Origin of the sequence: Acinetobacter sp. UBA991 (assembly GCF_002292065.1) — a bacterium.
GTDB classification, from domain to species: domain Bacteria; phylum Pseudomonadota; class Gammaproteobacteria; order Pseudomonadales; family Moraxellaceae; genus Acinetobacter; species Acinetobacter higginsii.
Genome location: NZ_DBBF01000038.1, coordinates 47,863 through 66,874 on the forward strand (window position 1 = coordinate 47,863; position 19,012 = coordinate 66,874).

A 19,012-nucleotide genomic window follows, 5' to 3' on the forward strand; every position below is an offset into this window, starting at 1 on the left:
AGATGACCATCCGTACGCAAGGCTATTTCTTTGTCTTTATTACCATGTGTATTTGGGGCGGATTTACCATTTTTTCCCGTCTCAATGCACATTGGCATGTCAGTGTCTGGGATCTGGTGGCAATGCGCTTTGCGATTGCTTCTTTGATTCTGCTCCCAGTCTTAATCTATAAAAAAGATTTCGCTTTTTTGTGGCATCCACGTCCAATCATTTTGGCACTGATCGGTGGCTTGGTTTATTGTCTCACCGTCTATAACGCTTTTTTACATGCGCCAGCAGCGCATGCCGCTATCTTTCTCAATGGTTGTATTCCCTTGTGTACCGCTGTGGCTGCTTATGTATTATTTAGACAGCCTTTTGATAAGCATACTTGGTTCAGTTTGATGATTATGATGGCAGCTCTGATACTGATGAGTTATCTGATGCTGCATGATCAAGCTTTGGCATTGGGAGTAGGAGATTTACTACTTTTTATCAGTGCAGTGTGGTGGGGGATTTTTACGGTATTGCTGAAACAATGGAAATTATCTGCTTGGCATGCAACCGCTGGCGTGGTGATTTGGTCGGCGATTATTTATTTACCGATTTATATTTTATTTATTCTTAAGCATTTTCAAGATGCAGCACCTGTACATTTATTGATTCAAGGGCTGTTTCATGGTGTCTTGGTGGTGATCGTGGCAACGTTGACGTATGTAGCTGCGATTGAGCGTTTGGGTGCATTTAAGACTGGCAGTATTGTCACTTTGGCACCATTTATTGCTGCTGTTGTGGCAGTCCCATTGTTGAACGAGCCGTTGAATGCCGCGATTGTGTGTGGCTTGATCGGAATGGGAGTCGGTGCACTACAACCATGGCGATGGCTGCGTAAAGACACTTTAGCGACTCAACTCGCTAAACAGGAACAAGGCTAAAAAGCATGTTCTGATCGTTGTAAATAATTGAAATGCAAAGGTTTTAGCTGTTGATGGAGATGTTCTAATAGGCCATCATTGAGGACAATATCATCTGCCAATTGTTGTTTTTGGGTACGAGACATTTGCGCTGCAATGATTTTTCGGATTTGTTCTTCGCTTTGCCCATCACGTTGGCTGGCACGTTGTAGTTGTGTTTGCTCATCAGCATCGACTAATAAAGTATGCTGGACCAGTTCATGTTGATTGGTTTCAAATAAGAGTGGTGAAACTAAAATCACATATGGGCTTTCAGCTTGTTGTAATTGCTGAATAATCGACTGACGAATGGCCGGATGGGTAATGTTTTCTAAGTTTTGGCGTGCTTCTGGAAATTGGAAGATATGTTCGCGGAGTGCACGCCGATCGAGACTACCATCTTCCAATAAGACCCAATCCCCAAAAGCATCTTGAATTGACTTCAAGGTCGGTTGGCCGGGTTCAACCACTTCTCGTGCCACGATATCAGCATCGACCACGGCAATACCTTGGGATTCAAACCATTGTGTGGCTGCCGACTTACCACTTCCAATACCGCCTGTGATTCCCAAGATAAAACGCATATTAACCACCTAGATAGACTTTCATAATTTGATCACCCCATAAAAAGGCAATCCAGCCTGCAATGGCGATATATGGGCCAAATGCAAAAGGCTGATTTTCACCACGCACTTTTATCAAGATAATACCAATAATTGCGCCAAGCATTGAAGAGAGTAGCACAATTAAAGGCAGCAGCATTGGCCCCATCCAAGCGCCTAAGGCTGCGAGGAGTTTGAAGTCACCGTAGCCCATACCTTCCTTGCCTGTAATCAGTTTAAAAATATAATAAACAATCCAAAGGCACAGGAAACCAATTAAATAACCCCAAATTGCGGCGGTCGCTGTCGTGTAAATCGCATAGCTATTTATTCCCAAACCTAAAGCAGCTAAGGGTAGGGTAAAACGATCAGGCAGCAGTTGGGTGTCAAAATCAATAAACGTTAAGGCAATCAGTACCCAAGTTAAGATTAGACCAAACAGCATTTGGATAGTTGCACCGAAGACTACCACGATAACCAAAGAACAGATCATCGTGAGTAACTCAATCAGTGGATAACGGATACTGATCGGATTCTGGCACGTCCCACATTTACCACGAAGAGCTAACCAACTGAGCACTGGGATATTTTGATACCAACGAATAGGCGAGTCACATTTCGGACAGGTTGAGGCTGGTTGGCTTAAAGTCAGTTTACTTTGATCAATAATCGGTTGTTCTGGGTGTAACAGCATTTGACATTCTTGCTGCCACTCCTGCTCCATCATGCGGGGAGTACGAAAAATGACAACATTTAAAAAACTGCCGATGCATAAACTAAAAAGCCCAACCGCGAGATAAAGAGCGGTTGGGTTTTCAATAAAATAAGAAAAAAATTGTTGCATAAGAATTAGACCACAGAACCCATTTGGAAGATTGGCAAGTACATGGCAATGACCAGACCACCGACCAACACCCCAAGAATTGCCATGATTAAAGGTTCCATCATTGAAGTTAAGCCATCGACGGCATTGTCGACTTCATTTTCATAATGTGTCGCAACTTTGTCGAGCATACTGTCTAGGGCACCAGACTCTTCGCCAATTGCGACCATTTGAATCGCCATCGACGGAAAACGGTTAGAAACACGCATGGCGAATTGTAATTGTTGGCCTGTTGCCACATCTTCACGAATTTTCATGACGGCTTCTTCGTAAATGACGTTATTGGTTGCACCAGCAGTAGATTCAAGTGCATCAATCAACGGAACCCCTGCTGCAAATGTTGTCGCAAGCGTACGACTATAGCGCGCGATAATCGCTTTATAGACTAAATCTCCGAAAATAGGCGCTTTGAGTGCCATTTTATCCAGTAGATCTCTGAATTTTTTACTGCGTTTTTTGGCTTCAAGAAAAGACGCAATAATGGCTCCAATCACAATAATCAAAATAAACCAATATTCTTGCATCCATTTTGACATTTCTACCACCATTTTGGTAAAGGCGGGGAGATCTGCACCAAAAGAGCTAAATAAATCTTGGAATACGGGGACCACTTTGACCATCAAAATAATCGTCACAATCACAGCAACCACAACGACTGTGATTGGATATTTCATGGCTTTTTTAATTTTTTGTTTCAGTAATTCACTTTTCTCTTTATAAATCGCAACGCGATCAAGCATGGTTTCAAGCGCACCGGACTGTTCACCGGATTCAACCAAAGAGCAAAATAGGTTGTCAAAATATTGAGGATATTTTTTCAGTGCCCCAGCAAAGGTATTACCTCCTTCAACTTCGCCTTTAATACCTAGAACCACTTCACGCATGGATGGATTTTCTAATCCCTCCGCGACAATTTCAAAGCCTTGTACCAATGGGACACCCGCTTTCATCATCGTAGCCAATTGGCGGGTGAAGATAGTGATATCTAGTGTGGTGACTTTTTTCTTCATCAAGCCTTCGAGAATATTTTTACGTTTTTCTCGAATATTCTTGATGGTTACCCCTTGTTTACGCAGCGTGACTTTAGCCAAAGCCATATTACGTGCCGGTAATTCCCCTTTAATTTTTGCCCCTTTCCGGTCGACCCCTTCATAAGCAAAAGTTGGCATCATTTGCGCTTTTTTAGCTGCCATGATTATTAATCCTTTTTATTGATTTTATTCACTTGTTACTCGGTTGACTTCCTGCAAAGAGGTAATTCCCTGCATGACTTTTTTCAAACCTGAACGACGTAGATTATTAAATCCTGCTTGTTCTGATGCTGCTGCAATTTGTAAGGCATTGCCATCTTCCATAATCAGTCTGGAAATTTCTGGCGTGACTTTCATGACTTCGTAAATCCCCACACGACCTTTATAGCCTTCACGGCATTCAGCGCAACCGACAGGTTGAAAAATTTTGAATTCAGGGTCATTTAAATCTTGTTCAGTAAAGCCGAGTTCCAACAAGCTTTGTTTAGGGATCTCAATCTCTTCTTTACATTGACCACAGAGGCGACGCGCCAAGCGTTGCGCGATTACCAGATTGACGGAGGTTGCAATGTTGAAAGAAGGCACCCCCATGTTGCGTAAACGGGTTAGGGTCTCTGGCGCGCTGTTGGTATGCAGAGTTGACATCACCATATGACCCGTTTGTGCGGCTTTAATGGCAATTTCAGCCGTTTCCAGATCACGAATCTCCCCGACCATGATCACGTCTGGATCTTGACGTAAAAATGCTTTCAGCGCTGCAGAGAAGGTAAGTCCTGTTTTCGGATTGACGTTAACCTGATTAATTCCTTCCAAGTTAATTTCAACTGGATCTTCGGCGGTCGAAATATTGGTGTCTTCGGTATTCAGGATATTCAAACCTGTATACAAAGAAACGGTTTTACCTGAACCCGTTGGACCTGTAATCAGTAGCATGCCTTGGGGCTTATCCAGTGCATCCATAAATAAGGCTTTTTGCTCATCTTCATAACCGAGTGCTTCAATCCCCAACATGGCACTGGAAGGATCGAGAATACGTAGTACCAACTTTTCACCAAACAGTGTAGGGAGTGAGTTGACACGAAAATCGATGGCTTTGGTCTTGGAAAGTTTAAGTTTAATACGACCATCTTGTGGCATTCGTTTCTCAGAAATGTCCATTTGTGACATGACTTTTAAACGTGAGGCGAGGCGAGTTGCCATTTGTAAGGGCGGATTGGCAATCTGACGCAATACACCATCGACACGATAACGTACTCGATACATTTTTTCATAGGGTTCAAAATGCAGGTCAGATGCCCCCATACGAATCGCATCAATCAACAGTTTGTTAATATATTTGACAATTGGAGACTCATCACCTTGTGGCGTGTCATCTTCTTCTTTGCTTGGATCTTGACTTACATCAATGTCGAGATCAAAGTCTTCACTTTCACCAAAATCGAAACTGCCAGAATCGCCAAACTGTTGTTCAATCAGTTTTTCGAGTTTTGTGTGCTCAACAATGATGGGCTCAATATTGAGTTTGGTATTAAAGCGAATGGCATCTAATGCTTCAATATTGGTCGGATTGCTGGTCGCGACATATAAAATTTGCCCACGTTGTAGTAACGGTGCAACTTTATGTTTCTGAATGAGTTTGTTGTCTGCCAGATCGCGAGGCAGCAAAGCCGTATCGTATATAGCCAGATCGAAAAGTGGTTCACCGAATTCGGCTGCAATCGTTTCAGCAATGGTTAGGGGAGATAAACGATGCTGTTCAATCAGATGTGCAACGATGTCTTGTTGTGCTTTTTTAGCCGCATCAATTGCGGTTTGCATGCTTGTGGTGGACATGTGTCCATCTTCAACTAACCGTCGAATAAACCCCGAAAACTTTGGAGACGTATGTAATCCTGACATCTGTCCGCCTTATGACAATAAATGTTTATAATATGTATTCTAAAAATTATACTTTTGTTATGCAAAAATACTACTACAGAAAGTGTTGTTTTTGCCTTGATTCATAGCCAAAACTTTGAACTGATCGAGTTTTTTGCAAATTAATTTTCTTTCATTGAATTAAATCTTGTCCATAATCAAATCAATTCAATTGTGGCAAGCTTTAAATTTTACACTGAAACACCATAATATTATGACGGTAGAATAGCAGCTTTTACTGATCTTCATGATTTTTAGTCATTTATACAGCAGTAAAAGAAAAAACTGAATTTTATAAAAATCCGTGTAAAATATGCAGCATTTTTGAGAAATTAACAGTGGGTGGGCGAAGTATGTCGAACTCGAGCATTACTCCTTGGGTTGTTGGCAATTGGAAAATGAATCCAATGCATGCGAATGCTTTCCAATTAGTAGAAGAATTTAAACAGTTATTACAACAGGAAGATATTGCAGCTGAGCAATGTCATATTGGTGTTGCGCCAATTGCAATTGCATTAAGCGGCATTCAGACACAATTTAAAGATGCAGCGAGAACGATTTATACGGTTGCGCAAGATGTTTCTCGTGTCGCAGGTACAGGTGCCTATACAGGTGAAGTAAGCGCCGAACTGTTAAAAGACAGTGGTATTGAATTTGTTTTAATTGGGCATTCTGAACGTCGTGAATTATTTGGCGATGATGTCGAAATTTTAAAAGCTAAATTACAAAATGCATTAACTGCTGGTTTGACTGTCATTTATTGCGTGGGCGAAAGCTTAGAGCAACGTGAACAGGGTGCAGCAGAACAAGTGGTATTACAACAAATCTGTGATATGGCCGCTGTAGTAAAAACTGAACAATGGCAAAATATTGTGATAGCGTATGAGCCTATTTGGGCAATCGGAACAGGGAAGACAGCTTCTCCTGCGGATGCTCAAGCCATGCATGCAAAAATTCGTGAAGGTCTAAAGCAAATCACGGCATTTGGTGCTGAGATGGCGATTCTGTATGGTGGTAGTGTAAAAGCTGAAAATGCAGTTGAATTGGCAGCATGTCCAGATATTAATGGTGCTTTGGTTGGTGGTGCGTCTTTAAATGCACAATCGTTTTACCAAATCGCAAAAGCATTTGCACAAAGCAAATAACGAGGAATTGAAATGTATAGTTTTATACTCGTTGTACATATCATTTTAGCAATTTTAATTATTGCTTTGGTTCTGGTACAACAAGGTAAAGGTGCGGAAGCAGGAGCATCATTTGGTGGTGGCGGTGCTGCTACTGTTTTTGGTGCCTCAGGTGCAGGTAACTTTTTAACTCGTTTAACTGCGATTTTTACCGCATTGTTTTTTGTCACAAGTTTAACGCTCGCTGTATTTGCTAAAAAACAGACGACAGATGCATATAGTTTAAAAACTGTTCAAACGTCGACATCTGCCCCAGCGACATCGCCTGAAACTTCACCAACTGCACCAAAAACGACTGAATAAGTTGAATTAGCGCTTTCCTTTTTGCGTTTAAGGGAATAGAATGCGTCCCACAATACTGCGGTGGTGGTGGAATTGGTAGACACGCTACCTTGAGGTGGTAGTGCTTTCGGGCGTGGGGGTTCAAGTCCCCCCTTCCGCACCAAGCTTAATAACCAGTAAGTTTGGTGTGTGCAGTGTTTGTATTGTTGCGGGATGGAGCAGTCTGGTAGCTCGTCGGGCTCATAACCCGAAGGTCGTTGGTTCAAATCCAGCTCCCGCTACCATTTGATTAAGGTGCAACTTAATCAAGCAAATGTGAAAAAAACTTAAATTGACTTTTTTTCATATTTGTATATAATTTTTGCACGTTGATGCGGGATGGAGCAGTCTGGTAGCTCGTCGGGCTCATAACCCGAAGGTCGTTGGTTCAAATCCAGCTCCCGCTACCAAGTTTCTAAAAAGAGGCTCACAATAAGGTGGGCCTTTTTGCACAGTGGGCATTGCTTTTCTGTGTAACATAGGGGCGATTTACGCCCTTTTTTATTGGTTGTTTAGCTATATCGTGTAGTTGTTCGACATCAATTGGTCAAATAGTCGTGCTTCACTATACGGTTAAGATTGATTGGCTCGTATGAGAGCGACGAGAGTAAATGAAATTATCAAATAAATCTCAAGCATTGCATGATCTAATTGCACCAGCTGTAGCTGCGTGTGGTGTAGATTTGTGGGGAATTGAATTCCTCCCACAAGGGAAACGTTCTTTATTACGCATTTATATTGATAAAGCGGTCGATGAGAATGTTGAACCTGTCTTAACAGAAGATGGTGAAGTTGAACTCGGGCGTGGTATTGGCGTTCAAGATTGTGTTCTCGTAACACAACAAGTGGGTGCAATGCTTGATGTTCATGATCCAATTTCGGGTGAATATGCTTTAGAAGTTTCTTCACCAGGTTGGGATCGTCCATTTTTCCAATTGAACCAACTGCCTGCATATATCGGGCAACAAGTGGCTTTACGATTAATTGCTGCTGTCGAGAACCGTCGTAAATTCCAAGCCAAATTACTTTCTGTAGACTTAGAAAATGAAATGATTCAAGTTGAAGTTGAAGGTAATCATGTGCTTGAAATTGATAGTAATAATATTGATAAAGCAAATTTAATCTATCAAGACTAATATTAACTTAATTTTATAAGAAATCGGTAGGTGACTTATGGGCCGCGAAATTCTTACCGTTGCAGAAACGGTTAGTAATGAAAAAGGTGTTAGTCGTGAAGCGATCTTCCAAGCGTTAGAGCAAGCACTTGTTGCGGCAACGAAGAAAAAGTTTTACGAAGGCACACGTTCAGAAGAAGCTCAACTTCGTGTTGAGATTGATCGTAAAACGGGTGATTACCGTACTTTCCGTCAATGGACAGTAGTTGCGGATGAAGATCATGAAATGCCAGCATGCCAAGACGCGATTTCTGATTTAGACCCTGCTCAGTGGTCAATCGGTGACGTGCGTGAGTTGGAAGTTGAATCAATTGAATTCGGCCGTATTGCAGCACAAATTGCAAAACAAGTCATCGTACAAAAGATTCGTGAAGCAGAACGCGCACTAGTTGCGGATGCCTATGAGTCTAAAGTGGGTGAGTTGATCTACGGTGAAGTGAAAAAGCAAACTAAAGATGGCTTTATCATTGATCTTGGTGACAACGCTGAAGCTTATTTAGCGCGTGAAGAAACCATTCACAAAGAAATTTTACGTCCTAAACAACGTATCAATGCGATTTTGTATAACGTGAATCGTGAAGGCCGTGGTGCGCAATTATTATTGTCTCGTGCACGTCCTGAAATGCTGATTGCATTGATGAAAAAAGAAATTCCAGAAATTTCTGAAGAAATCATTGAAATTAAAGCGGCTGCTCGTCAACCAGGTGTTCGTGCTAAAATTGCAGTGAAAACCAATGATCATCGTATCGACCCAGTAGGTGCATGTATTGGTATGCGTGGTACACGTATCCAAGCAGTGCAACAAGAGTTGAATGGTGAGCGTATTGATGTGGTGGTGTGGTCTGATGACCCAGCACAATATATTGCAAGTGCATTAGAGCCAGCTGATGTATCAGGTATTGTTTTAGATGAAGATGCACGTAGTGCAGATATTATCTTTGCAACCAATGATCAGTTAGCACGTGCAATTGGTTCGCAAGGACAAAATGTTCGTTTAGCATCGGAATTGACGGGTTATAAACTCGACATGATGTTAGAAGAAGAGTATCGTGCTCGTCAGCAAAATGAAGCGCAACAATATTTAGATATGTTTGTTACACGTCTGGATATTGAAGAAGACTTGGCAATGGCATTGGTAGAAATGGGCTTTACTTCACTCGAAGAGATTGCTTATGTACCAGCTGAAACATTCGACGAAATCGAGCTTGAAGCAGATTTAGTTGAACTGTTACAAAGTCGTGCGAAAGAAGCTGCTTTGACGGATGCATTGAAACAGCAAGAAAATATTCAAGAGCCAAGTGCAGAACTTCTCGGTATGGAAGGTATGACGACTGAGATTGCATATGCATTGGCGGCGCGTGGTGTGGTTACTGTTGATGATTTGGCAGACCAAGCAACTGATGATATCTCTGATATCGAAGGTTTAGGTCATGACAAAGCGGGTCAGTTAATCATGAAAGCACGTGAATCATGGTTTAACTAGGAGATAATAGATGACGGACAAGTCGATTCAAGAGTTAGCGCTCAGCGTAGAACGTCCTGTAGAGAAACTCCTAGAGCAGGTTCGCGAAGCAGGTCTACCACAGCGTAAAGCAGATGACATTATTACCACTGAACAGCAAGATACTTTGGTCAATCACTTGAAAAAAGTACATGGTCAGGAAAGTGGTAACACAGGAAAAATTGCGTTGAAACGTAAAACAACGAGTACTGCTAAAGTTACAAGTACTTCAGGTAAAGCGAAAAGCATTAATGTTGAAGTTCGCAAGAAACAAGTTTTTGCTAAACCAAATCCAGAATTACTTGCAGCTGAAGCAAAAGCGCGTGTAGAAGCGGATGCAAAAGTACGTGCTGAGGAAAAAGTACGTAATGATGCTGAGCAAACTGCACGTCATACGGCTGAACAAAAAGCCAATGCAACTTTAGAAGCCATGCGTGCAGCGCATACTTCTGATAATGCGGCTCAAGCACCAGCAAAAACAGCGGTTGTGGTGAAAAAGCGGAATAGCGACAAGGTGATTAAAGCCCCTGTTATTCGCCCGACAGAAACACCAGAGCAAAAAAGAGCACGTGAAGAGCAAACTGCTCAGTTGAAAGCGACTGAAGAAGCAGTACGTCGTAAAGCAGCTGAAGAAGCGCAGCAACGTACACTTGAGCAAATGCGTCAGATGGCATCAAAATATTCAAATGATGATGCAACTGCAACGATTCGTGTGATTGATGATTCACCGTTGGCTGCTGGTCTTGTTGGCCAAGCGTATGAAGATTCCTTTAATAAGGAAGACCGTGAAATCAAACGTGGTGGTGCAACTGCAAATCCACGTGCTGGTAAGAAAGGCGGTCGTGGTGGCGATGCTCAATCTGAGCAAAGCTTCAGCAAAAGCCATCATAAGCGCGGCTTAAAAACCAGCCAAGCCAATAAACATGGTTTTGAAAAACCAGTTAAAAAGCAAATTTATGATGTTGAGATCGGTGAGAAAATCATCGTTGCTGATCTAGCACAAAAAATGGCGGTTAAAGTTCGTGAAGTGATCAAGACCCTCATGAAAATGGGTGAGCTTGTAACTCAGAACCAAGCCATTGATCAAGATACTGCTGTACTTGTAGTTGAAGAATTGGGCCATAATCCAGTTTTAGTTTCGGATACGCAAGCAGAAGATAACTTATTGGTTGCTGCTGAAGAAGCACGTGGTGAGCAAACAACTCGTCCGCCAGTGGTAACGATCATGGGTCACGTTGACCATGGTAAAACGTCATTACTGGATCGTATCCGTCGCTCTAAAGTGGCTGCGGGTGAAGCGGGTGGTATTACTCAGCATATCGGTGCTTATCACGTTGAAACTGAGAAAGGGATTATTACCTTCCTCGATACACCGGGACACGCAGCATTTACCTCTATGCGTTCACGTGGTGCAAAAGCGACTGATATCGTGGTTCTTGTTGTTGCTGCTGATGACGGTGTTATGCCGCAAACAGCTGAAGCAATTGACCATGCACGTGCTGCAGGAACACCGATTATTGTTGCCATCAACAAGATGGATAAAGAATCGGCTGATGTAGACCGCGTATTAAACGAATTGACCACCAAAGGTATCGTACCTGAAGAGTGGGGCGGTGATGTTCCAATTGCTAAAGTATCAGCACACTCTGGTGCAGGTATCGATGGCTTACTTGATTTAATCTTGATCCAAGCTGAATTGATGGAGCTTAAAGCTTCAGCTGAAGGTGCGGCACAAGGTGTTGTAATCGAAGCACGTGTTGACAAAGGTCGCGGTGCAGTAACGTCGATTCTTGTACAAAACGGTACATTGAACATTGGTGACTTGGTACTTGCTGGTTCATCTTATGGCCGTGTTCGTGCGATGGTTGATGAAAATGGTCAACGTATTACTTCTGCAGGTCCTTCAATTCCAGTTGAGATTCTAGGTTTACCTGATGCGCCAATGGCGGGTGATGAAGTTCTTGTGGTTAATGATGAGAAGAAAGCACGTGAAGTTGCTGATGCTCGTTCTGACCGTGAACGTCATAAGCGTTTAGAGCGTGCAAGTGCAATGCGTCTTGAAAACATCATGGCATCTATGGGTAAAAAAGATATTCCTTATGTGAATGTTGTACTCAAAACTGATGTTCGTGGTACGTTGGAAGCATTACATGTTGCGCTTGATGAACTTTCTACTGATGAAGTTAAAGTCCGTGTAATCGGTTCTGGTGTTGGTGCGATCACTGAGTCAGATGTGACTTTAGCTGAGTCTTCAGAAGCAGTCTTGTTAGGTTTTAACGTACGTGCGGATAACTCTGCTCGTCAAAAATCTGATCAAGATGGTATCGATATTCGTTACTACAGCGTCATTTATCATTTGATTGATGATGTTAAAGCTGCAATGAGCGGTAAGCTTGCACCAGAACATCGTGAGACGATCTTGGGTGTGGCTGAAGTACGTGAAGTATTCCACTCAAGTAAATTTGGTGCAGCAGCGGGCTGTATGGTACTTGAAGGTGTATTGCATCGTAACAAGCCAATTCGCGTATTACGTGATGATGTGGTTGTGTTCCAAGGCGAGCTTGAATCTCTTCGTCGCTACAAAGAAGTGGTTGAAGAAGTTCGTGCTGGTATGGAATGTGGTCTTGCAGTTAAGGGTTATAAAGACATCAAAGCACAAGATAAGATCGAAGTGTATGATGTTCAATTGATTAAACGGAGTCTTTAATGGCGGGTAGCCAACGCTTAAAGCGCATGGCGGATTCAGTACAACGCGAGTTGTCTGAGCTTATCCGTCAGGAGCTTAAAGATCCACGTCTGGGTGGTCTTGTGACCATCTCAGCCGTGAAAGTCAGTGCAGATATGGGATATGCTGAAGTATATGTCACTGTAATGGGCCGTGAGCTGGGTGATGATCAAAGTGAAGCAGCAAATAAAGAAACTTTAGATGTCTTGAATAAAGCGTCTGGCTTCTTGCGTCATGAATTGAGTCGTCGTATCAAAACACGTATTACGCCAAGATTGCGTTTCCATTACGATAAGACCAATGCCTATGGTAACTATATGTTTGGTCTGATTGCTGAAGCGGTTAAGGATTTGCCTGAACAAGAGCAAGATGAACAAAAGTAAATCGATATAAAAAAAGCCACCTTCGGGTGGCTTTTTTTATGGCTTGATGGGATTAATCTTTTTTCAATGGGTGGCGACGATAACGTTGCCAAGGCAATGGGCGATTTAAGGCTTCTGGTACCTCACCACTGGTTGAGCGTAAGCGTAAGTGAATGGCTGCTTGTGCCATCAAATTTGCCGATACGGGGGCAGTGATAAATGCAAATAGAGTAATTAAAAGCTCAGCAAACCCAAAACGACCATGCATTGCAGCGAAAATCATGGCAGCGATCAGAAAGCTACCAAGGCCTAAAGTACTGGATTTGGTCGGTGCATGTAGACGCATAAATAAGTCGGGTAGGCGAATCATGCCGATCGAACCGATCAGCATAAAGAACGCACCAAACACCACAAAAAATGAAACCACAATCTCAAGAATTAGTTGCATGGCATTGCTCCTTAGTCAATTACATGACCCGTAGTGAAGTAACGAGCAAGCGCGGCAGTAGAAACAAAGCCGAGCATTGCAACCAATAGCGCACCTTCGAATAGATTAGTGCTGACCCAATAAATGCCTAAAACCACGATCAGACAGGTCGCATTGAGAAATAAAGTATCGAGTGCCAAGAGTCGATCAATCACTGAAGGGCCCGCAATCAAGCGAATCAAGCACAGAAACATAGAGATGGTAATGGCAATTAAACCGATACCCAATGCATAAGGCAAAATGGTCATTTATTTGCTCCTTCTGTAATCTTGACATCAAAGATTTCGATTAAAGGCGTTTCATAGCGTTTTTTAATGTCTTGAATATCCAGTTCGGTATTATCTGAACTGAGTGCATGTACCAGAATATCCCCGCGTTCCTGATCAATTCCGGCTGAAACCGTACCAGGTGTGGTGGTGATAATCATCGCCAGCAAAGTATTCACTTGTTCATGTTCAGTTTCTAATGGAACGCGATACCATTTAGGGTGTAATTGATCCATTGGACCAAGCACCATTTTGGCAACACGGAAGTTGGAAATGACAATATCCCACAGCACTACAAAAACCAGTTTAATCGCAGGAAGCCAATGAATATGCGGTGTTCTTGCAATAAATGGACTGACCAGCCGTGCAATCGCTACAGCGAGAATCAACGCCATTAAAATATCGGTCAGATCCAGACTATGCGCCAGCATCAACCAGCTCAAGAAAATCAGCACCGACACAAATGGATGTGGGAACCAACGCTCAAGCAAAGATAATTTTTGCATTAGTGATCCTCCATTGGCTTTAACTGTGTGCTATTCGGAATGGTCGGTGCTTCGAGGACTTGCTCCGCAATTTGACGCTGCTTATATTCAGAAATATGTTCGCCTTGTAGGGTTGGCTTAGAAATAATATCTGGAATCAGCAAGGCGTTCGGATCTTCAACCTCACCGCCATATTTGGTTTCAGGTAAGTAGCTTGGATCATAAGGCTGTACGCTGATCGGGCGACCTTGTGCATCATGTTTCAGAATGGTCTGGTTATAAAGCGCGTGATTCTGAATTTGCTGTGCTGTTGCAAGCGTATAGTTCTGAATCGGCGCTGCACAAACCACATAAAGCATTAATGCACCAAGTAAAATATAGATCGCAGTATCATTTCGCTTTGGTGCAAGCTCGGGTAGGGCTTGATACTCAGCATAAGCCGCTTCTTTCTGATCTTCTTCAGGTGGTGTGGCACGCCAGAACAAAATAAAGCCAACGCGTGTCATGGCAATAATGCTGAGCAAGCTCACAATCAGAATCACTGCGATGATCCAGCCTTGATATGGTGTCTCAGCAGTAGCTTGCAAGATGAAGACTTTACCTAGAAAGCCGCTGAATGGAGGTAAACCTGCCATCATTAAGGCGATGGTAAAGTAAGTAAAAGCAGCTGCTTTTTCCTGTTTGATTCGTGGTGCAACTTTTAAATGATCTTTAAAAGCGCCACGTTGCGAGGTCATCCAGCCACAGAATAAATAGAAAGCTGCTGCGATCAAGGTACTGTGAACTAAATAATACAGCGCTGCGGCCCATGCCTGTGTATTGAACATGGCAATTGAAATCAGCAAAGTACCAATCGATGACAGCACCATGAAGCCAACAAAACGGCGTAAGCGTTCAGCGCCAATTGCACCAATCACACCATAAAGGGAAGTCACCAAGCCAATGATCAATAAGCAGTTCTTGAAAATGCTTTGTGCCATGGCATCATCAAACACTGTACCATTGACACGTAAAATGGCATAAATACCCACTTTGGTCATAATGGTAAAAATCGCAGCGACCGGTGTGCTTGCAACCGCATAGGTTTTCGGCAACCAGAAGCCGACAGGCAACATTGCAGCTTTAATACCAAACACCACAAACAGCAATAGTCCACCTGCAACGGCAAGCTTGTGCTGATCGCCATCTAGACTTGATACCAGACGACCGACATCAGCCATATTCAAACTGCCGACACTACCGTAAATCATGCCTAGACCAATCAGGAACAGGGCAGAGGCCAGCAAGTTAATGGTGACGTAATGCACCCCAAGTTGAAAACGTGGACGACCTTGACCGTGCAATAACAGCACATAAGAAGCCATCAACAGGATTTCGAAGAAGACGAATAAGTTGAATAAGTCGCCTGTCAGGAATGCACCTGTGATTCCCATGAGCAGGAAATGCACCATGGTATGGAAATAACGCCCACGGGTATCCCAGTTCTCACTGGCATACCAAATCACGGGTACTGCAAGAATATAGGTCAGGACCAACATAAAGGCAGATAGGCGATCAAGGACTAAGACAATCCCGAATGGCGCTGACCATTCACTGAGCTGATAAACTGTAATTTGGCCTGTGCTGGCAATACTCAGATAGCTGATTGCCGTGATTAAGCCCAAAACTGCCGAAGCAATACTAATTCCGCGACGCCAAGGTTGACGCCAATCTTGCTTTAAAGAACCTGAACCTGGATTGCCCAATAACACCAGAATAAAACTGGTGAATGCTGGAATTAAGATACTGATAATTGGAGCGTGAGCGTGCCAGAAACTGTAAAAATCAAACATTATGGCTCATCCTCACGTGGGTCATAAGTCAAGGTGGGTTCTTCTTTTGAGTCGACATGGTCTGTACCAGATTCATAACGACTACGTAAGGCAAGTTGCACGATAAATGCGGTGGTGGCAAAGCCAATCACAATCGCCGTTAACACCAGTGCTTGAGGGAGTGGGTCAGTCACTTTGGTGGCCTGAGTCAACACCGCGGGTGCATTGATTTGTAGGCGGCCCATGGCAAACAGGAACAAGTTCACGGCATAGCCAATCATGGCTAAACCAAGGACCACTGGAAATGTTCTGGCACGCAGAATCAAATAAATGCCTGTTGCCGTGAGTAAGCCAATCCCTGACGCGAGTAAAAATTCAATACTAATCATTTTGATTATCTCCACCTGGGATTGGACCAGCCATACTAGAGTGACGCGAGTCTCCGAGTACGGAGATCAACAACATGGCAGCACCTACAACGGTAATGTAGACCCCTGTATCAAATGCGACTGCAGAGGCAAGATGCATTTTTCCAAGCAATGGCGCTTCAACATAAATATGGGCACTGGTGAGGAAAGGGCGAGCCCAGAACCACGCGATAATACCGGTGAGACCGGCAATGGTTAAACCTGTTCCAATCCATAACTCATAGAGACGACCTGATTTGGCTTTGATCATTTGTTCGGTTTGGTCTTGACCCAATACGATGTACTGAATAATCAGTGCCATTGAGGTAATCAAACCTGCAATAAAGCCACCGCCCGGAAGGTTATGCCCACGCATGAAGATGTAGACACTGACCACCAAGGCCAGTGGTAAGATCCATGACGCCGTGATACGGAACATCAATGGTGAAGGGTTAAAACGATAGGTTAAACCTTGGGTCATGGTGGTCCCATGTGCACGCATACCATCCATCAGACAGAGCGCACCAATGGCGGCAATACCGAGTACGGTAATTTCACCGAAGGTATCGAAACCACGGAAATCAACCAAGATCACATTGACCACGTTTGAACCACCACCCAACGGAATTGCCTGTTGCATAAAGAACCACGAGATTGAGTTGTGATCGCGGGTTAACAGCAACCAAGTAATCCAACCAATACCTAAACCACCTGCGATGGCAAGGCTGGCATCTCGCCAACGGCGTGAACGGCTTGATTCATATGGGGTGAGTTGTGGCAGTAAAGACAAACTCATTAGTAATAAAACAGTGGTCACCACATCGACTGTAATCTGAGTCAATGCCAAATCGGGTGCAGAAAGGGTCACAAAAACCATGGTGACCACCAAGCCGACTGCCCCACTGATCAGGACGGCTTTGATACGTTCATGATGGAACCATAGCATCATCCAGCAACCTGAGAACAGGGTTAGCCAGAGTACAATCGCCACCCAAGGTGCATGGGTCAGTTCACGTGTGCCAGTGGTTAAACCTTGGTTGAACAGTGGTAAGCCGACCATGATGATGCTAAACAACACAATCCAGAGGATATAGCTTTGCAAAGAACCATTTTCGGTCTTTTGCTTAATCTTGCGGCTGATGAGTAATAAATTTTTCAAGAATAGATCAAACAGAATCTTGCCTTGGAATTTTCCAAGATAAGGATCTAAGTCGATTTTACGAATGCGGCCATCTTTTGCCAATACAAAATAGAAAATCGATCCGCCAATCAGTGCAATCAAACTCATAATGAGAGGGGCGTTAATGCCATGCCAAATCGCAAGATGAACGCCTTCAAATTCAGGCTGTGCCAAACTTGCACGAGTGACGCTGTTGACCATTGTCCCTGCAAATAGGGCAGGGAGGATACCGACCAAAATACAGAGTGTTGCCAAAATAATGGCAGGTAAGCGCATGCCTAAATGTGGTTCGTGTGCATCTTTATTCGGTACGTGTTTGCCAATCGGGCCATCAAAAAACACACCATGTACCAGACGAATTGAATAACTGACTGCGAAAATACCAGCAAACGTTGCGACGATGGCTGAAATCACCATCACTGGACCAGATAAGTTGGCTAATAACTCAGTAAAGAACATTTCTTTCGAGATAAAGCCATTGGTCAGTGGTACACCCGCCATTGAGGCAGCGGTGATCATGGTGAGAGTGCCTGTAAATGGAAGCAGTTGCCAGATGCCACTGAGCTTGCGTAAATCGCGTGTGCCAGTTTCATGGTCAATAATCCCAGCAATCATGAACAATGCCGCTTTAAAGGTGGCATGGTTGATGATGTGGAAAATTGCGGCAGCAACCGCCAATGGCGAGCCAATACCGAGTAAACACACGATTAAGCCCAAATGACTAATGGTTGAATAGGCCAAAAGTCCTTTCAGGTCTTCTTTGAAAATTGCAAAACCTGCGGCCATACACAAGGTGAATAGACCGACAAAAGTCACGATATTGTGATACAGCGCAGCACCAATAAAAATAGGAGCTAAACGCGCCAATAAGAAAATCCCTGCTTTGACCATGGTTGCAGAATGTAGATAGGCTGACACAGGAGTCGGCGCTGCCATCGCATTCGGTAACCAAAAATGGAAGGGGAACTGAGCACTTTTGGTGAATGCACCTAACAGGATCAGCAATAATGCAGGAACAAATAGTGCATGTTGCTGAATGGTATCCTTCATCAACACCAATTCATCAATCTGATAAGTGCCGGTGATTTGTCCAATCAGGACAAAGCCACCCAGCATGGCCAAACCGCCCATGCCTGTGATGGTGAGGGCCATACGGGCGCCACGTTGCGCTGCCTCGTATTGACTCCAGTAACCCACCAATAGGAAAGAGGAGATACTGGTCAGCTCCCAGAATACCAATAAGATAATCAGGTTATTTGAGAGTGAAATCCCCAGCATGGCTGCCATAAACAGCATCAATAATTGATAGAGTTTACTGAGAGAATTCTTAGGGCTGAGATAGTAATAGGCATAAATATAAATTAGGGTGCCGATACCGCTAATCAGCAGACCAAACAATAAACCTAATGCATCTAGGCGAAAACTCAGATTAATTCCAAGCTGTGGAAGCCAGTCCCAGCTTTGTTGCAGGGTATTGCCCTGAAGAACCGTTTCTGCCTGAGTTAAAAGTAAAATAAAACAACTAAGGCTGATGCCAATCGCCCCAAGTGCCGTCACGCCACGCGAAATACGCTGTAATTGTGAGACAAGGGTGGTGCCGAGTATGAGCGGTAATAAGATAATAATCGGTAGCACACTGGTATCCATGTCGATGATTTAGGTCGAGGACCTAAGGGGTGAATTTTCTTTCAAGACTTACAGGCACTCAAAGAGAATACCAAAAACTTTAAATCTTGAAGCCCA

The 19,012-nt window shown here is 43.5% G+C and carries 17 protein-coding genes and 3 tRNA genes; 10 read left to right on the plus strand and 10 right to left on the minus strand.

Translation table 11 applies throughout. From position 1 onward, the window contains the following. Positions 1 to 2: 2 nt before the first annotated feature. Positions 3 to 914, plus strand: coding sequence for a DMT family transporter (locus tag B2727_RS15475; protein ID WP_033134007.1), 912 nt, complete (start codon positions 3 to 5; stop codon positions 912 to 914). On the opposite strand, the gene coaE is transcribed toward B2727_RS15475, so the two are convergent. The 4 genes from coaE to pilB are packed head-to-tail and all read right to left on the minus strand — an operon-like array spanning position 911 to position 5,347. Further along, a complete protein-coding gene (coaE, locus tag B2727_RS15480; RefSeq protein WP_033134006.1) occupies positions 911 to 1,516 on the minus strand; it encodes a dephospho-CoA kinase in 606 nt (201 codons plus the stop codon). The genes B2727_RS15475 and coaE overlap by 4 nt on opposite strands. Position 1,517: 1 nt before the next feature. Continuing rightward, positions 1,518 to 2,378 carry a prepilin peptidase gene (locus tag B2727_RS15485; protein WP_033134005.1) on the minus strand — a complete coding sequence of 287 codons (861 nt, stop codon included), beginning with the start codon at positions 2,376 to 2,378 and terminating at the stop codon, positions 1,518 to 1,520. Positions 2,379 to 2,383: 5 nt separating this feature from the next. After that, positions 2,384 to 3,610, minus strand: a complete 1,227-nt coding sequence (locus B2727_RS15490) for a type II secretion system F family protein (RefSeq protein ID WP_005314943.1) — start codon at positions 3,608 to 3,610, stop codon at positions 2,384 to 2,386. A 24-nt stretch (positions 3,611 to 3,634) separates the two neighbouring features. Continuing rightward, on the minus strand, positions 3,635 to 5,347 hold the full coding sequence (gene pilB, locus B2727_RS15495; protein WP_033134004.1) for a type IV-A pilus assembly ATPase PilB: 1,713 nt from the start codon (positions 5,345 to 5,347) through the stop codon (positions 3,635 to 3,637). Positions 5,348 to 5,718: 371 nt separating this feature from the next. Here pilB and tpiA point away from each other — a divergent pair, with 371 nt between their 5' ends. The 9 genes from tpiA (at position 5,719) to B2727_RS15540 (ending at position 12,654) form a co-directional block, all read left to right on the plus strand. Beyond that, the gene (gene tpiA, locus B2727_RS15500) at positions 5,719 to 6,510 is read left to right on the plus strand and encodes a triose-phosphate isomerase (RefSeq protein WP_033134003.1); all 792 of its coding nucleotides are present in this window, start codon (positions 5,719 to 5,721) and stop codon (positions 6,508 to 6,510) included. Between the two features lie 12 nt (positions 6,511 to 6,522). Then, a complete protein-coding gene (gene secG, locus B2727_RS15505) occupies positions 6,523 to 6,852 on the plus strand; it encodes a preprotein translocase subunit SecG (protein ID WP_004802318.1) in 330 nt (109 codons plus the stop codon). A 57-nt stretch (positions 6,853 to 6,909) separates the two neighbouring features. Next, positions 6,910 to 6,994 (plus strand) — tRNA-Leu (locus B2727_RS15510). Positions 6,995 to 7,038: 44 nt separating this feature from the next. Next, positions 7,039 to 7,115: transfer RNA gene (locus B2727_RS15515), tRNA-Met, on the plus strand. 88 nt (positions 7,116 to 7,203) lie between these two features. Then, positions 7,204 to 7,280, plus strand: a tRNA-Met gene (locus B2727_RS15520). A 201-nt stretch (positions 7,281 to 7,481) separates the two neighbouring features. Further along, positions 7,482 to 8,006: a ribosome maturation factor RimP gene (rimP, locus tag B2727_RS15525; RefSeq protein WP_004802320.1), complete on the plus strand. Its 525-nt coding sequence runs from the start codon at positions 7,482 to 7,484 to the stop codon at positions 8,004 to 8,006. Positions 8,007 to 8,043: 37 nt separating this feature from the next. After that, positions 8,044 to 9,528: a transcription termination factor NusA gene (gene nusA / locus B2727_RS15530; protein WP_004802322.1), complete on the plus strand. Its 1,485-nt coding sequence runs from the start codon at positions 8,044 to 8,046 to the stop codon at positions 9,526 to 9,528. 10 nt (positions 9,529 to 9,538) lie between these two features. Beyond that, positions 9,539 to 12,253: a translation initiation factor IF-2 gene (infB, locus tag B2727_RS15535; RefSeq protein WP_033134002.1), complete on the plus strand. Its 2,715-nt coding sequence runs from the start codon at positions 9,539 to 9,541 to the stop codon at positions 12,251 to 12,253. After that, positions 12,253 to 12,654, plus strand: a complete 402-nt coding sequence (locus tag B2727_RS15540) for a ribosome-binding factor A (RefSeq protein WP_004774100.1) — start codon at positions 12,253 to 12,255, stop codon at positions 12,652 to 12,654. The genes infB and B2727_RS15540 overlap by 1 nt, the downstream gene beginning before the upstream one ends. Positions 12,655 to 12,706: 52 nt before the next feature. Here B2727_RS15540 and B2727_RS15545 read toward each other — a convergent pair whose 3' ends face one another. From B2727_RS15545 to B2727_RS15570, 6 genes are read right to left on the minus strand one after another with little or no spacing between them, the layout of a single operon-like run. After that, complete coding sequence (locus tag B2727_RS15545) at positions 12,707 to 13,081, minus strand: Na+/H+ antiporter subunit G (RefSeq protein ID WP_005200485.1); 375 nt, start codon at positions 13,079 to 13,081, stop codon at positions 12,707 to 12,709. A gap of 11 nt (positions 13,082 to 13,092) precedes the next feature. Continuing rightward, the gene (locus B2727_RS15550) at positions 13,093 to 13,368 is read right to left on the minus strand and encodes a monovalent cation/H+ antiporter subunit F (RefSeq protein WP_004656203.1); all 276 of its coding nucleotides are present in this window, start codon (positions 13,366 to 13,368) and stop codon (positions 13,093 to 13,095) included. Beyond that, positions 13,365 to 13,892 (minus strand): Na+/H+ antiporter subunit E, encoded by a 528-nt coding sequence (locus B2727_RS15555; RefSeq protein WP_033134001.1) that lies wholly within the window; start codon positions 13,890 to 13,892, stop codon positions 13,365 to 13,367. The genes B2727_RS15550 and B2727_RS15555 overlap by 4 nt, the downstream gene beginning before the upstream one ends. Next, positions 13,892 to 15,703 carry a monovalent cation/H+ antiporter subunit D gene (locus B2727_RS15560; protein WP_005314962.1) on the minus strand — a complete coding sequence of 604 codons (1,812 nt, stop codon included), beginning with the start codon at positions 15,701 to 15,703 and terminating at the stop codon, positions 13,892 to 13,894. The genes B2727_RS15555 and B2727_RS15560 overlap by 1 nt, the downstream gene beginning before the upstream one ends. Beyond that, positions 15,703 to 16,071, minus strand: coding sequence for a Na+/H+ antiporter subunit C (locus tag B2727_RS15565; RefSeq protein WP_004656199.1), 369 nt, complete (start codon positions 16,069 to 16,071; stop codon positions 15,703 to 15,705). The genes B2727_RS15560 and B2727_RS15565 overlap by 1 nt, the downstream gene beginning before the upstream one ends. Continuing rightward, positions 16,064 to 18,916: a monovalent cation/H+ antiporter subunit A gene (locus tag B2727_RS15570; RefSeq protein ID WP_033134000.1), complete on the minus strand. Its 2,853-nt coding sequence runs from the start codon at positions 18,914 to 18,916 to the stop codon at positions 16,064 to 16,066. Before B2727_RS15570 ends, B2727_RS15565 begins: the two co-directional genes overlap by 8 nt. Between the last annotated feature and the right edge of the window lie 96 nt (positions 18,917 to 19,012).

Excerpts from the sequence above, each read along its gene's own strand:
- B2727_RS15475 (WP_033134007.1), top strand. The coding sequence starts at position 3 with ATGACCATCCGTACGCAAGGCTATTTCTTTGTCTTTATTACCATGTGT.
- coaE (WP_033134006.1), bottom strand. The coding sequence starts at position 1,516 with ATGCGTTTTATCTTGGGAATCACAGGCGGTATTGGAAGTGGTAAGTCG.
- B2727_RS15485 (WP_033134005.1), bottom strand. The coding sequence starts at position 2,378 with ATGCAACAATTTTTTTCTTATTTTATTGAAAACCCAACCGCTCTTTAT.
- B2727_RS15490 (WP_005314943.1), bottom strand. The coding sequence starts at position 3,610 with ATGGCAGCTAAAAAAGCGCAAATGATGCCAACTTTTGCTTATGAAGGG.
- pilB (WP_033134004.1), bottom strand. The coding sequence starts at position 5,347 with ATGTCAGGATTACATACGTCTCCAAAGTTTTCGGGGTTTATTCGACGG.
- tpiA (WP_033134003.1), top strand. The coding sequence starts at position 5,719 with ATGTCGAACTCGAGCATTACTCCTTGGGTTGTTGGCAATTGGAAAATG.
- secG (WP_004802318.1), top strand. The coding sequence starts at position 6,523 with ATGTATAGTTTTATACTCGTTGTACATATCATTTTAGCAATTTTAATT.
- rimP (WP_004802320.1), top strand. The coding sequence starts at position 7,482 with ATGAAATTATCAAATAAATCTCAAGCATTGCATGATCTAATTGCACCA.
- nusA (WP_004802322.1), top strand. The coding sequence starts at position 8,044 with ATGGGCCGCGAAATTCTTACCGTTGCAGAAACGGTTAGTAATGAAAAA.
- infB (WP_033134002.1), top strand. The coding sequence starts at position 9,539 with ATGACGGACAAGTCGATTCAAGAGTTAGCGCTCAGCGTAGAACGTCCT.
- B2727_RS15540 (WP_004774100.1), top strand. The coding sequence starts at position 12,253 with ATGGCGGGTAGCCAACGCTTAAAGCGCATGGCGGATTCAGTACAACGC.
- B2727_RS15545 (WP_005200485.1), bottom strand. The coding sequence starts at position 13,081 with ATGCAACTAATTCTTGAGATTGTGGTTTCATTTTTTGTGGTGTTTGGT.
- B2727_RS15550 (WP_004656203.1), bottom strand. The coding sequence starts at position 13,368 with ATGACCATTTTGCCTTATGCATTGGGTATCGGTTTAATTGCCATTACC.
- B2727_RS15555 (WP_033134001.1), bottom strand. The coding sequence starts at position 13,892 with ATGCAAAAATTATCTTTGCTTGAGCGTTGGTTCCCACATCCATTTGTG.
- B2727_RS15560 (WP_005314962.1), bottom strand. The coding sequence starts at position 15,703 with ATGTTTGATTTTTACAGTTTCTGGCACGCTCACGCTCCAATTATCAGT.
- B2727_RS15565 (WP_004656199.1), bottom strand. The coding sequence starts at position 16,071 with ATGATTAGTATTGAATTTTTACTCGCGTCAGGGATTGGCTTACTCACG.
- B2727_RS15570 (WP_033134000.1), bottom strand. The coding sequence starts at position 18,916 with ATGGATACCAGTGTGCTACCGATTATTATCTTATTACCGCTCATACTC.